Source organism: Pseudomonas sp. PDM31 (assembly GCF_019218965.1).
Classification (GTDB): Bacteria; Pseudomonadota; Gammaproteobacteria; order Pseudomonadales; family Pseudomonadaceae; genus Aquipseudomonas.
The window spans coordinates 1-14,074 of record NZ_JAHUWS010000016.1 but is presented as its reverse complement, the minus strand read 5'-3'; the positions used below and the strand labels follow the sequence as shown (position 1 = coordinate 14,074).

The 14,074-nt window shown below is 60.3% G+C and carries 10 protein-coding genes; 5 read left to right on the top strand and 5 right to left on the bottom strand.

Going from position 1 to position 14,074, the window contains the following annotated elements:
• Nucleotides 1-16: 16 nt before the first annotated feature.
• Nucleotides 17-1,507, bottom strand: a complete 1,491-nt coding sequence (locus KW839_RS24945) for an aldehyde dehydrogenase family protein (protein WP_218425757.1) — start codon at nt 1,505-1,507, stop codon at nt 17-19.
• A 174-nt stretch (nt 1,508-1,681) separates the two neighbouring features.
• Here KW839_RS24945 and KW839_RS24940 point away from each other — a divergent pair, with 174 nt between their 5' ends.
• From KW839_RS24940 to nadE, 3 genes are all read left to right on the top strand, one after another.
• On the top strand, nt 1,682-2,593 hold the full coding sequence (locus tag KW839_RS24940) for a LysR family transcriptional regulator (protein ID WP_218425756.1): 912 nt from the start codon (nt 1,682-1,684) through the stop codon (nt 2,591-2,593).
• 227 nt (nt 2,594-2,820) lie between these two features.
• The gene (gene pncB / locus KW839_RS24935) at nt 2,821-4,044 is read left to right on the top strand and encodes a nicotinate phosphoribosyltransferase (protein WP_060542760.1); all 1,224 of its coding nucleotides are present in this window, start codon (nt 2,821-2,823) and stop codon (nt 4,042-4,044) included.
• 4 nt (nt 4,045-4,048) lie between these two features.
• Entirely contained in the window at nt 4,049-4,876 is an 828-nt protein-coding gene (nadE, locus tag KW839_RS24930; RefSeq protein WP_218425755.1) for an ammonia-dependent NAD(+) synthetase, read from the top strand.
• Nucleotides 4,877-5,057: 181 nt separating this feature from the next.
• Here the strand turns inward: nadE and azu are convergent, their stop codons facing one another.
• Nucleotides 5,058-5,504 (bottom strand): azurin, encoded by a 447-nt coding sequence (gene azu, locus KW839_RS24925; RefSeq protein ID WP_060542758.1) that lies wholly within the window; start codon nt 5,502-5,504, stop codon nt 5,058-5,060.
• A gap of 344 nt (nt 5,505-5,848) precedes the next feature.
• Here azu and KW839_RS24920 point away from each other — a divergent pair, with 344 nt between their 5' ends.
• Complete coding sequence (locus KW839_RS24920; RefSeq protein ID WP_060542757.1) at nt 5,849-6,436, top strand: TIGR00730 family Rossman fold protein; 588 nt, start codon at nt 5,849-5,851, stop codon at nt 6,434-6,436.
• A gap of 68 nt (nt 6,437-6,504) precedes the next feature.
• Nucleotides 6,505-6,684: a hypothetical protein gene (locus KW839_RS24915; RefSeq protein WP_060542756.1), complete on the top strand. Its 180-nt coding sequence runs from the start codon at nt 6,505-6,507 to the stop codon at nt 6,682-6,684.
• Nucleotides 6,685-6,930: 246 nt separating this feature from the next.
• On the opposite strand, the gene KW839_RS24910 is transcribed toward KW839_RS24915, so the two are convergent.
• The 3 genes from KW839_RS24910 to KW839_RS24900 all read right to left on the bottom strand — a co-directional run bounded on the left by KW839_RS24910 (nt 6,931) and on the right by KW839_RS24900 (nt 13,671).
• The gene (locus KW839_RS24910) at nt 6,931-7,821 is read right to left on the bottom strand and encodes a transglutaminase family protein (RefSeq protein ID WP_218425754.1); all 891 of its coding nucleotides are present in this window, start codon (nt 7,819-7,821) and stop codon (nt 6,931-6,933) included.
• A complete protein-coding gene (locus KW839_RS24905) occupies nt 7,821-10,307 on the bottom strand; it encodes a circularly permuted type 2 ATP-grasp protein (protein ID WP_218425753.1) in 2,487 nt (828 codons plus the stop codon). The genes KW839_RS24910 and KW839_RS24905 overlap by 1 nt, the downstream gene beginning before the upstream one ends.
• Nucleotides 10,308-10,395: 88 nt before the next feature.
• Entirely contained in the window at nt 10,396-13,671 is a 3,276-nt protein-coding gene (locus KW839_RS24900) for a transglutaminase family protein (protein ID WP_218425752.1), read from the bottom strand.
• Nucleotides 13,672-14,074 lie beyond the last annotated feature (403 nt).

Genomic DNA, 14,074 nt, shown 5'->3' with positions numbered 1-14,074 from the left:
TGGTTCGACTTGAGACTCAGTCGAACGTGATCCCTTGAGCCAACGGCAACTCCAGCGAATAGTTCACGGTGTTGGTCTGCCGGCGCATGTAGCCGCGCCATGCGTCGGAACCGGATTCACGGCCGCCACCGGTTTCTTTCTCCCCGCCAAACGCGCCGCCGATTTCTGCGCCGCTCGGGCCGATGTTGACGTTGGCGATGCCGCAATCACTGCCCACCGCGGACATGAACTGTTCGGCTTCACGCACGTCAGTGGTGAAGATGCATGACGACAGGCCTTGTGGCACCGCGTTGTTCAAACGCAGGGCTTCCTGGAAATCGCTGTAGCCGACCACGTAAAGAATCGGTGCGAAGGTCTCGTGGCAGACCACATCGCTTTGCTCGGGCATTTCGACGATGGCCGGCGAAACGTAATAGGCATTCGGGAACTGCTCTTCCAGCTGGCGCTTGCCGCCGAACACCTTGCCGCCTTCGCTCAGGGCCTGTTCCAGAGCATCCTGCATATTTTCGAAGCTGTTTTTGTCGATCAGCGGGCCGATCAGGTTGCCTTCCAGTGGGTGACCGATACGCACTTTGGAATAGGCGGCTTTCAGACGGGTGACGATTTCTTCCTTGACCGATTCGTGGGCAATCAAACGACGCAACGTGGTGCAACGCTGACCGGCTGTGCCGACGGCGCTGAACAGAATGGCGCGAACGGCCATGTCCAGGTCGGCGCTTGGGCCGAGAATCATCGCGTTGTTGCCGCCCAGTTCCAGAATGCTGCGGGCGAAGCGCGCGGCGATTTTCGGCGCCACTTCGCGGCCCATGCGAGTGCTGCCGGTGGCGCTGACCAGCGCAACACGCGGATCATCGACCAGAGCTTCACCGGCATCGCGACCGCCAATAATTACCTGGCTCAGGTGCGCAGGTGCGTCGCTGAAGTTCTTCAGCACGCGATCGAACAGAGCCTGGCAAGCCAGCGCGGTCAGTGGGGTTTTCTCTGACGGTTTCCAGATCACCGGGTTGCCGCAGACCAGCGCCAGCGTGGCGTTCCAGGCCCAGACCGCGACCGGGAAGTTGAAAGCGCTGATCACGCCGACGACGCCCAGCGGATGCCAGGTTTCACGCATGTGGTGGCCAGGACGCTCGGAGGCGATGGTCAGACCGTACAGCTGGCGGGACAGACCGACGGCGAAGTCGCAGATGTCGATCATTTCCTGAACTTCACCCAGGCCTTCCTGGGTGATCTTGCCGGCTTCCCAGGACACCAACTCGCCGAGGTCAGCCTTGTATTCACGCAGGATATCGCCCAGTTGCCGCACCAGTTCGCCACGGCGTGGTGCCGGCACCTTGCGCCACAACTCGAACGCATGATCTGCGCGACTGATGTGCTGCTCGACTTCGGCAGCGCCTTCCCAGTTCACGGCGGCGATGCGACTGCCGTCGATGGGGGAATGAACCGGCACTTTGCCGTTCTGGTAAAGGGTCGGGTTCACACCTAGACGATCAAGCAATGCGGCAACCATGGGTCACTCCTCAAGCAAAAGACAGAATGCGTGCAGCCGATGGATCGCGGCTGATCAGACCTGTAGTTTTAGCCTCCCGCAGGTTACTCAACAAACGACCTTTAAGAGAGATATCATTCCGTTTATTCATGCTGCGCATTGTTGGCAATAAGAAATAAGCACAAAGGACCACCCATGCTGAACAAACGCTATTTGCCATCGATCACTGCGCTGCAGTGTTTCGAAGCCGTGACCCGGCATTTGAGCTTCACCCGGGCCGCCGAAGAGCTGAATTTGACCCAAAGCGCCGTGAGCAAACAGGTCGCGCAACTCGAAGAGTTGTTGCAGCACCTGCTGTTTCGCCGGGTTCGCCGACGCCTGCAAATGACGCCCGCCGGCGATCTGTACCTGGTGGAAGTACGAAAAATCCTGACTCAGGTAGAGATGTCGACCCACTACTTGCGTTCCTACGGCGGTGAAACCGAAGTCCTGCGTGTCTCGACGCCCTCGACCTTCGGCGCGCGCTGGCTGGTGCCGCGCCTCAAGGGCTGGCGCCTGCGCCACCCGTCAATCCATCTGGACCTGTGCAATGAGCAGGAAGCCGACGACCTGCTGCAAGGTCGCAGTGACCTGGCGTTCTACTTCGGCCAAGGCGCACGGCCCGGCACTGAGTGCCTGAAACTGTTCGGTGAAGAGCTTGTGCCTGTCTGCGCCCCCGACAGCCTGCCCGCCAAGCCGTTCACCGACCCGACGCAACTTGCCGATCTGGTCCTGTTGCAAAACGCCTCACGGCCCCAAGCCTGGCATGACTGGTTCGACAGTCAGGGCTACCACACCGAACACAGCTACCACGGCCCGCGTTTCGAAACCTTTTACATGTGCATTCGCGCCGCCCAGGTCGGTTGTGGCGTGGCGCTGTTGCCGCGTTTTCTGGTGGAAGAGGAACTGGCTGACGGCAAGCTGGTCATTGCCTGGCAGCATGCAATGCCCAGCAGCGACGCTTACTACCTGGCCTATCCGGAACATTCGGCGGAAGTGCCCAAGGTGCGGGTATTTGTGAAGTGGATGCTGGAGCAGATTGATAGCCCGGACATTTCACAAATTTAAAGGTGTACCCAACCCCTGTGGGGGCGGGCTTGCTCGCGAAGGCGGTGTGTCATACATCCATGTTGAATGACACTCCGCCTTCGCGAGCAAGCCCGCTCCCGCAGGGGATCTGCTGCGGTCTGGAAATTGCTGGCAATTCTGGCCATTGATATGCGCCACTACGCCCATTCGTTGAAACAGCTGAACCGTCGCGACCACAGGCCGCGACCTGCCTGGAGACCCCCGCTATGAGCGAGAGTGTGTTTGCCGATCGCATCGTGCAGAACCTGCTCGACACCGACTTCTACAAACTGACGATGATGCAGGCGGTGCTGCACAACTACCCGAACGTGGAAGTCGAATGGGAGTTTCGTTGTCGTAATGGCGAGGATCTGCGCCCGTACCTGGCGGAAATCCGTTTCCAGATCGAGCGCTTGGCCGAGTTGAGCCTGAGTGCCGACCAGTTGAGTTTCCTGGAGCGCATCAGCTTCCTGAAACCGGATTTCCTGCGTTTTCTCGGGCTGTTCCGTTTCAATCTGCGCTACATCCACACGGGAATTGAAAACGGCGAGCTGTTCATCCGCCTGCGCGGTCCCTGGTTGCACGTGATTCTGTTCGAAGTGCCGCTTCTGGCGCTGATCAGCGAAGTGCGCAACCGCTATCGCTACCGGGAAGTCGTCCTGGAACAGGCGCGCGAGCAGCTCTACAGCAAATTCGACTGGCTGAGTGCCAACGCCGGCAGCGACGAATTGTCCGAATTGCAGGTAGCCGATTTCGGCACCCGTCGGCGTTTTTCGTACCGTGTGCAGGAAGAAGTGGTGAACGTGCTCAAGCATGATTTCCCCGGACGCTTCGTCGGCACCAGCAATGTGCACCTGTCCCGGGAGCTGGGCATGAAACCGTTGGGTACCATGGCCCACGAGTGGATCATGGCCCATCAGCAACTCGGCCCACGGCTGATCGACAGCCAGATTGCCGCTCTCGACTGCTGGGTCCGCGAGTACCGTGGCCTGCTCGGCATCGCCCTGACTGACTGCATCACCATGGATGCGTTCCTTGGCGATTTCGATCTGTTTTTTGCCAAGCTGTTCGACGGCCTGCGTCATGACTCCGGTGACCCGATCCTGTGGGCGGAGAAAGCCATTACCCACTATCACCAGCTCGGCATCGACCCGATGAGCAAGACGCTGACCTTCTCCGACAGCCTGACCCTGCCCCGGTGCCTGGAGATATTCCGGGCGCTGCGCGGGCGGATCAATGTCAGTTTCGGCATCGGTACCAACCTGACGTGCGACATTCCCGGTGTCGAACCGACGAGCATCGTGCTTAAAATGACCGCCTGCAACGGCCAGCCGGTGGCGAAGATCTCCGACGAGCCAGGCAAGACTCACTGTAAAGACCCGAATTTCGTCGCCTATCTGCGACACGTGTTCCAGGTTCCTGCCCCATCCAGTCTATCTAGCAAGGAGTGAATTCATGCAAGCCGTACAGCGTGAGATTGCTGAACAGCTCAATGTCCAGCCGCCGTTCGCCGACGAGGCCGCGCTTGAAGCCGAAGTGGCCCGGCGCGTTACTTTCATTCAGGATTGCCTGCTCAATTCCGGACTGAAAACCCTGGTGCTGGGCATCAGTGGTGGCGTCGACTCGCTCACCGCCGGCCTGCTGGCACAGCGCGCCATCCGCGAACTGCGCCAGCGCAGCGGTGACGCCGCCTACAAATTCATCGCCGTACGCCTGCCGTACGAAACCCAGTTCGATGAACACGACGCGCAGGCGTCCGTGGACTTCATCAAACCGGACGAGCGCCACACCGTGAACATCGGCCCGGCGGTCAAATCCCTGGCCAATGAAGTGGCGGCGTTTGAAGGCAAGCATGCGGTATCGGTGGACTTCGTGCTCGGCAACACCAAGGCGCGGATGCGCATGGTCGCCCAATACACCATCGCCGGTGCGGCTCACGGCCTGGTGATCGGAACTGACCACGCGGCTGAAGCGGTGATGGGCTTCTTCACCAAATTCGGTGACGGCGCCTGTGACCTGGCCCCCCTCAGCGGCCTGGTGAAAAACCAGGTGCGTGCCATTGCTCGCAGCTTCGGCGCACCGGAGTCGCTGGTGGAAAAAATCCCGACGGCCGACCTTGAAGACCTGTCCCCAGGCAAACCTGACGAAGCGTCCCATGGCGTGACCTATGCCGAAATCGACGCGTTTCTGCATGGTGAACCGGTGCGCGAGCAAGCGTTCAAGATCATTTGTGATACGTACAACAAGACTCATCACAAGCGGGTAATGCCGTTTGCGCCTTGATTTGTGAGTGGTATGAAAAAGCCCGCTGAAGCGTTGATCTTCAGCGGGCTTTTCTTTGGTCGGAGCCTGTGTCGATGCTACCGGCCTCTTCGCGAGCAAGCCCGCTCCCACAGTGATTTGTATTGATCACAACCCCTGTGGGAGCGTCGCCCCGCGATGAGCGATAACGCGATATTCCGACTTACTTGAGGGTCACAGTGCCTTTCATCATCGAGATGTGGCCCGGGAACGAGCAGAAGAAGCCGTATTTTTCAGCCGCATCCAGCTTCGACACGTCGAAGGTCACCGAGTCGGTTTCCTTGGCGCCGATGATCTTGGTGTGAGCGATGACGCGCGCGTCGCCTTCTTTCAGATAGCTCTTGTCGATACCGGCGGCCAGGCCGTCAGTGGCGATCGGCTGCATGTCGGCTTCTTTACTCAGCACCCAGTTATGACCCATGACGTTTTTCGGCAAGCTGCCGGAGTGAGTCAGTTCAACGGTGAACGTCTTGCAGCTCTTGTCGATTTCGATGGCCTTGGTGTTGAAGGACATTTGATCGGTGGAGTCAATGGTGGTCTTGCACTCGGCAGCCATCAGTTGGCTGCTCGCCAGTGTCAACAGGGATACCGCAACAAGTTTGGCAAACATGGTGAATCTCCAAGGCAGGGTTATCGAAAACGCGAATGCACAGAAGACTGCCTGAAATCTTCGCAAGTTCCTATGATTTGAATCAAAAATTGTATACAACTTTTGAGCTATTAGCCCGATGCAGACAATCTACCGGCCAAGCGTCTGGTCCGGCCCTATCATCAGGGCGTCATCTCTGAACCGGAGTACCGCTCATGTCCATCAACAGCTTGTTGTGCAGCTTGCTCGCCGCCTACGCCTGCGGCGCCAGTGGTACCCATCAAACGCCTGAACGGGAAGTTTAGCCCTTGGAGCGTCGCGCGCCTGCCTTTACTCTGTGCCCCTGATCGACCCAGGAGCAAGGCATGTCTTTAACATCCGTTTGTGTATTTTGCGGCGCCAGCACCGGCACCAACCCGGCTTACCGTGAAGCCGCCGTGGCCCTTGGTCAGGCCCTGGCTGCACGCAACCTGACCCTGGTCTACGGCGGAGGCGCCGTGGGCCTGATGGGCATCGTCGCTGATGCGGCGCTGGCGGCTGGCGGTGAAGTAATCGGCATCATCCCGCAAAGCCTGATGGACAAGGAAATCGGCCACAAAGGCCTGACCCGCCTGGAAGTGGTCGATGGCATGCATGCGCGCAAGGCGCGGATGGCCGAACTCAGCGATGCCTTTATCGCTCTGCCAGGTGGGCTGGGCACTCTGGAAGAGCTGTTCGAAGTCTGGACCTGGGGCCAGCTTGGCTACCACGGCAAGCCGCTGGGGTTGCTGGAAGTGAACGGTTTCTACAGCAAACTGACGTCTTTTCTCGATCATATCGTCGGCGAAGGCTTCGTTCGCGAACCGCACCGTGACATGCTGCAAGTGAGCGAATCGCCGCAATCGCTGCTTGATGAACTGGATGCCTGGCAGCCGACAGTGGTGCCAAAGTGGATCGAGCAAAAACCCAGCTAACGGCTAGGCATCGATACAGGGCAGAATATGCGCCGCTCAACCTCACCTTCGACCCAAGAGGATCGCCCATGGCTAAACCTAATTATTCCTTCGCCAAACGTCAGAGAGACTTGGCCAAGGAGCAGAAGAAAGAGGAAAAGCTTCAGCGCAAGAAAGCTTCAGCTGAAGAAACCGCACTGAACCCTGAGGGTGAAGTGGCGGCAGAAGACGATGTTGATGCACCGAAAGATCAGGCGCCCGACGCCTGAGAACCTCCGGGCCGGATGACCTGATCAATCTGTGTCCAGGCTTGGCAGCTTTGTGGCGAGGGGGCTTGCCCCCGTTGGGGCGCGAAGCGCCCCCCCCATATCCGGGTTCGGGTTCTATCTGACCCATTGAGCTTTTTGGTATTGGGCCTGCTGCGCAGTCCAGCGGGGGCAAGCCCCCTCGCCACAAAAGCCCCTGACCACAAAAGCCCCCCTCACCATAAAGCTGGCTCCCACAGCGGATCTGCGTTATTCCAGCGGCATTACGGTGACCCGCACCTCCGGGTCGTGATTGCCACCGCCCAATATCACCCCGCGCAACGGCGACACATCGGAAAAGTCCCGGCCCCAGGCCAGGGTGATGTGTTCCAGCGCCGGTTGCACGTTGTTGGTCGGATCAAAGTCCACCCAGCCCTGTACCGGACAAAACACCGAGACCCAGGCATGGGACGCGTCGGCGCCGATCAATCGTGGCTGGCCCGGTGGTGGCTGGGTCAGCAGGTAGCCGCTGATATAGCGTGCCGCCAGCCCCCGGGAACGTACGCAGGCCAGCATCAGGTGAGCGAAGTCCTGACAGACTCCGCGGCGGCGCTCCAGCACTTCCACCAGTGGTGTTGCCACCTGGGTCGCTTCGGCATCGAAAGTGAATTCGCTGAAGATTTTCTCCATGAGGGCCTGCACACCCAGCAATAACGGCCTGCCCGCCGGAAAACAACTTTCCGAGAATTCGACGAAATTCCTCTTTAGATGCACATAGGGTGATTCGAACCGGTACCGGCAGGCCTCGAGCAGTTCGGGGGAAAGTGCCTGGCCGCTGTAGGTCAGCACTCTGCGCGTTTCTTCCCACGCCGGGGACAGGTGGAAATCCGCTATCTGTCGGGGCAGCACTTCGATCGTCAGGCTGGCATTGACCAGCAACTCATCATGGGGACGCTCGAATGCCAGCCTCGTCACTGGATTACCGAACACATCCAGTTCATCACGGCGCGAAGTGGGATCCGGGCTGATCTGCAACTGCTGGTCGACGCAGTGCTGCCAGGCACAAGGCCGTGGCCATAAATGGGCCAGTTGTTGGGCGAGGGACACCGGACTGTCATAGTGATAATGGGTGTCGTGGAAAATCTGGTAGCGGGCACTCATCACACAGACACCGTACGTTGACTGACATCATCGACATGCGCGAAATGCCGCAACGCGAGACGATCCGATACGTGTCCACTGGCGTCGGCAATCTCTTGCAGCAACCCCGCCAGCCCGTCTATGGCAGCCCGGACGCTGGCATCGCCGAACAATGAGTGTTCCAGACAGCCCAGGTCGAAGCGCGCCAGCCGCTCCACCAGGGCTGGCAGCACCGCTTCGCGCGCAGCGCCAAAGTCGTCGTTCAGGCGCTTGACCGTACGGGTCACCAGTTTCAACTGGAACAGCACCGCGTGCGGGTTTTCTTCGTCCAGCAGCAACAGGTCGAACACCGGGATCAATTGCGCCACTGCCAGGTACCGCGAGCGGTAGGTAATGCTGCTGTTACCCAGTTCCAGCAGCCACTCCAGACTGGATTGATCGAAGGCCCCGGCACCACGCAGGAACGCCGCCAGGCTGGCGCAGAGAAATTGCAGTCGCTCGATTCGCCGGCCAATCATCAGGAAACGCCAGCCCTCATCCCGGGTCATGTCATCCAGGGCAAAACCGGACAGTGCCGCCAAAGACATCACCAGGCGGTTGAGAAAATCCAGCAACTCGCCGAAATCCGGGTCTTCAGCTTCCAACTCCAGGGCGTCGCGTTGCAACTCTACCAGCGCCTGCCAGTTTTCCCGCGAGAGCTTGCCGCGCACCTGAGAGGCGGCCCACTGCAGACGTTGCAGATTGGTGCGCAGGCTGAACGGCCAGTCATCACCGAGTAACGCCACCAGCAAGCGTTCCGGCAGCTCGCCTTCATCGGGTAACAACATCAGCCGTTCGCTGAGCTCGACCGCCGACTGCAGGGCTTGCGGGTCATCGCCATCGACATAGCGCGTCAGCATGATGCGCAGCAACCGCGCGCTGTCGTCGCAGCGTTCGCAATAACGGCCGAACCAGTACAGGTTTTCCACCACCCGCGAGGGCAGGTACGGATCGCGCCGCACCAGATCGCGTACACCGATGTTGCGCTGGGCTTTCCACTGTTCACCGCTGGGTGGGCGATCACCGAGCACCCAAGTGTCCTTGCTTGCGCCTGCGCGTTGCATCGACACCACTTCGGCATCCGCCTGGGCGGCGACCCGGGTCAAGCCACCGGGCAAGACTCGATAACCCTCGCGGCTGGCCACCGCATACGCGCGCATGCCAATGGCACGTGGTTGCAGTTGACCGTCTTCAGCTTGCCAGATCGGCGCCAGGGATAACTGCGCGAGTTCTTGCGCAACATAAGCGTATGGCCGCGCCTGCATGCGCTTGGCGAGGGATTGACGCTGCTCTTCACTTAAATCACGGCCAAAAACCGGGGAAAAGCTCTGGGACGCAAACGCCGGTTTGATCAACAGCTCCGGAAGTTTTTCAAGCGCCTGGGCCAGCACCGGCGCTTCACCGCACCACCACGTGGCGATGGAAGGCAGGATCAATTCTTCGCCGAACAGGAACTGGTTGATCCTGGGCAGGAAACCGAGCAGTCCCGGCGACTCCAGCACACCGCTGCCGAGGGCATTGGCCACCAGCACCCGCCCCTGTCGCACGGCTTCGAGCAGGCCGGGCACGCCGAGTGCCGAGTCGGTGCGCAACTCCAGGGGGTCGCAGAAGTCGTCGTCGAGCCGGCGCATGATCGCGTGGACCCGGCGCAACCCGCTCAGTGTTTTCAGGTAGACCGTGGCATCGCGCACCGTCAGGTCACCACCTTCGACCAGCGGATAACCGAGCTGCCGCGCCAGATAGAGATGTTCGAAATAGCTCTCGTTGAAGCGCCCCGGCGTCAGCAGCACCACCAAAGGCGCATCAGAATCGCCCGGAGCCTGTCGTGCCAGGGTTTCCTGCAACGTCCGGAAAAATCCGGCCAGATGCTGCACCTTCAAGTCACGGTAGAGCTCGGGGAAGGCTCGGGACACGATGGTGCGGTTTTCCAGCGCATAACCGGCGCCCGACGGTGCCTGGGTCCGGTCCGCCGTAACCCACCAGCGGCCATCGGGGGTGCGCGCCAGATCGACTGCATACAGGTGCAGAAAAGCGCCATCCGGCGGCTTGATACCCTGACAGGGCCAGAGGAAGTTGTTGTGGCCGAAGACCAGTTCGGCCGGCAACAGGCCTTCAGCGATCAAACGTTGCGGACCGTACAGATCGGCCAGAACCGCATTGAGCAGCCGCGCCCGCTGCGCAATACCGGCGGACAACTGCCCCCATTCATCAGCGGCAATCACATGGGGCAGCAGATCCAGTTCCCACGGCCGGTCAGCGCCCTTGGGGTCGGCATAGACGTTGTAGGTCACGCCGTTTTCCTGGATCTGCCGGGTCAGCAGTGCCTGACGCTGCGCCAGTTGCGCCGGTGTGCTGCGCTGCAATTGCTCAAACAGACGTCGCCAGTGCGCACGCACGGCGCCACTGTCGTCGAGCAGTTCGTGATAGGTGCCCGCTGTCAGCGGGTAGCGGTCTAGCAGGTCAGGCATGGAGTGCTCGGCAGACAGCAATGAACAGTCAGACTAACGCAGGCTCATGACGCCGGGATAGACGAAAAATCCGGACGTCGCGTACGGTCTAAAAACGTCGTAAATCGAGGGTCAGCGGTAGCTCGTCGTTGATTTCAACGTTCGGTATCGCCAGTTTTCCTGGTGTATGTCCGATGCGGAAGAAACGTGCCATCCGCCGGCTCTCGGCTTCGTTGGCGTTCACCGGCAAGCTGTCGTAGTTGCGTCCGCCCGGGTGGGCAACGTGGTACTGGCAGCCACCCAGCGAACGCTGCATCCAGGTATCGAGCAGGTCGAACACCAAAGGCGCGTGGACCGGTATGGTCGGTTGCAGACAGTTGGCCGGCTGCCAGGCGCGAAAACGCACGCCCGCGACAAATTCGCCGACCCGCCCGGTTGGTTGCAGCGGCACGGGTTTGCCGTTGCAAGTCAGCAGATAACGCTGGGGCGGCAGGCCGCTGAGCTTTACCTGCACACGTTCAAGGGATGAATCCACATAACGCACCGTGCCACCGACCGCGCCCTCCTCGCCCAGCACATGCCAGGGTTCAAGCGCCTGACGCAACTCCAGCGCAATACCATTGACGGCGTAATCGCCAACCTTGGGAAAGCGGAATTCCAGGTGCGCTGCAAACCACTCGGCCCGCACGGGATAACCGGCGGCGTTGAGATCAACGATGACGTCGGCGAAATCTTGCTCGATAAAGTGTGGCAACAGGAAGCGGTCGTGCAGCTCCGTGCCCCAGCGCGCCAGCTTCGCCGGCGCATAAGGCTCGCGCCAGAACCGTGCGACCAGCGCCCGCAACAACAACTGCTGAGCCAGGCTCATGCGAGCATGGGGCGGCATCTCAAAGGCACGCAACTCAAGCAAACCGAGGCGCCCGGTCGCGCCGTCCGGTGAATAGAGCTTGTCGATACAGAACTCGGCGCGATGGGTGTTGCCCGTCACGTCGATCAGCAGGTTACGCAGCAACCGGTCGACCAGCCACGGCGGGCATTCCTCCCCCGGCTCAGGCATCTGGGCGAAGGCAATCTCCAGTTCGTACAAGGCATCGTTGCGCGCCTCATCGACACGCGGCGCCTGGGACGTCGGGCCGATGAACAGGCCGGAGAACAGGTAGGACAAAGACGGATGGTTGTGCCAGTAGCTGATCAGGCTGCGCAGCAAGTCCGGCCGGCGCAGAAACGGCGAGTCCGCCGGCGTCGCACCACCCAATACGAAATGGTTACCGCCGCCGGTGCCGGTGTGACGCCCGTCGATCATGAATTTCTCGGTGGTCAGTCGGGTTTGGCGCGCTTGTTCATAGAGGAACTCAGCGCGATCGACCAACTCGTCCCACGTGGCGGACGGCTGTACGTTGACCTCGATCACACCAGGATCGGGGGTGATACGGAAATTGCTCAGGCGCGGGTCGCTCGGCGGCTCGTAGCCTTCCAGCAACACCGGGCAATGCAGTTCTTCGGCGGTGGCTTCGATCGCAGCGACCAGTTCGAGGTAATCCTCAGCCCGTTCCAGCGGTGGCATGAACAGGTACAGGCGCCCTTCGCGCGCTTCGGCGCAGAAGGCAGTGCGGGTGAGCCAGTCGGCGGACTCGTCGATTTTTGGCACCCGGTCTTCGGTAACGGCTGCCGATCCCTGATTCTGAGATTGTGTGGTACCCGGAAGTGGCGGGAAGTCCTGATTCGGGTCTTGCGGGTGAATGAACGGATACTCCGCCGCTTTTACCCACGGCTGCGAAGCCAGTGGCAGGCGATAGCCCAACGGCGAATCACCAGGCACCAGGCGACAGTGTTCGTCGCGCAGATACCAGCGACCGCTTTGCCATTGATCACCCTTGGCGGTGCGTGCCAGTGGCAGGACCTGGCCAATGACCTTGTCCAGCCCCTGACTGAAGACTTTACGCAAACGCGCGCGCTCCAGCGGTTCCTCCAGGCGGGAGTCTTCGGCGCTGACGTTTTGCGGCAATGCTCCCTCACGCCAGAGGTAATAGAAATTGTCTTCGTAGGCCGGAAACACAAAACGTGTCGGAATTTTCAGGCGTTCGGCGACACTCGCCAGAAAACGCCCGGCCAGCTCGCCATCGGCACCGTAGTCCTGTTGCTCATCGGCAATCAGTGCGCCGTTTGTCCAGATCGGCACACCATCGCGGCGCCAATAGCAATTGAGCGACCAGCGCGGCAGTTGCTCACCGGGGTACCACTTACCCTGGCCGAAGTGCACCAGACCCTGGGGTGCATAACGCCGGCGCATGCGCTGGAACAATTCGGCAGACAGTCGACGCTTGTCCGGGCCCAGTGCGGCAGTGTTCCACTCGGCGCCGTCCGGATCATCGATGGAGACGAAGGTAGGTTCACCGCCCATGGTCAGGCGGACATCACCTTCCAGGAGATCGGCATCGATCTGCCGGCCCAGAGCCTGGATCGCCAGCCACTGTTCTTCGCTGTAGGGTTTGGTGACCCTTGGCGCTTCCCAGATCCGCTCCACCGACATTTCGTGGCTGAACTCACACTCGCAGGGCTCCACCAGGCCACTGATCGGTGCCGCTGAGGACGGATCGGGACTACAGGCCAACGGGATATGCCCTTCACCGGCAAACAGCCCGGATGTCGCGTCCAGGCCGATCCAGCCGGCACCGGGTAAATACACCTCACACCAGGCGTGCAAATCGGTGAAGTCGACTTCGGTACCGGACGGTCCGTCGAGGCTTTTGACATCGGCCGTCAGCTGGATCAGGTAACCGGAGACGAAGCGCGCCGCCAGCCCGAGATTGCGCAGCAATTGCACCAGCAACCACGCCGAATCGCGGCAAGAGCCGGAAGCCTGAGTGAGGGTATGCTCAGGCGTTTGCACACCCGGTTCCATGCGGATCAGATAATCGATGTCTTCGCTCAAACGCTGATTGAGCGCCACGAGGAAATCCACCGCCGGCAGCGGCGTGCGATCGATGCCGTCCAGGTAGGCCTGGAATTTCGGCGTCAGTGGCAAGGTTTCCAGGTAGGGCGCCAATTCCTTGCGTTCGTCTGTGGCGTAGGTGAACGGAATTTTTTCAGCATAAGGTTCGAGGAAGAAGTCGAACGGGTTGAAGATCGCCATTTCCGCCAGCAGATCCACCTCGATCCGCAGTTCATCGGTTTTTTCCGGAAACACCAGCCGCGCCAGGTAGTTGCCCTGGGGGTCCTGCTGCCAGTTGATGAAGTGTTGCTCGGGCGAGACTTTCAGCGCATAGGACAGAATCCGCGTGCGACTGTGGGCCGCCGGGCGCAGACGAACGATCTGCGGGCCAAGCTCGACGGAGCGGTCGTAGCGATAGTGCGTGACATGGTGCAATGCGACATGAATCGACACGGCGTGCCTCCTGCGAGCCTTAAGCGTATCGGAAAGCGCGCAAGACTTATGCCATCCAGTGGTGCTGGCGCTTTCTCCGGTTGCTGAAGGCAGTACAGCACCAAAACCGGGCGATGCGGGGAATTGGTTTGAGGCAGTTGCACGTTAATGTGGCGAAGGGTTGGCTGCGGGGGCTTCGGACTTTGCGTCCGGCTTGAGTCTGCTCCCTCACCCTAGCCCTCTCCCGGAGGGAGAGGGGACTGACCGAGTGGTCTGGTCGATATACTGCGACCTGAGGGATCAAGTCGAACTCAGGCTACGAAAAGCATGGAGATGGACTCTCCTGGTCGAAAACCTGCGACCTGAGGATCAAGTCGAACTCAGGCTACGAAAAGCATGGAGATGGACTCTCCTGGTCGAAAAC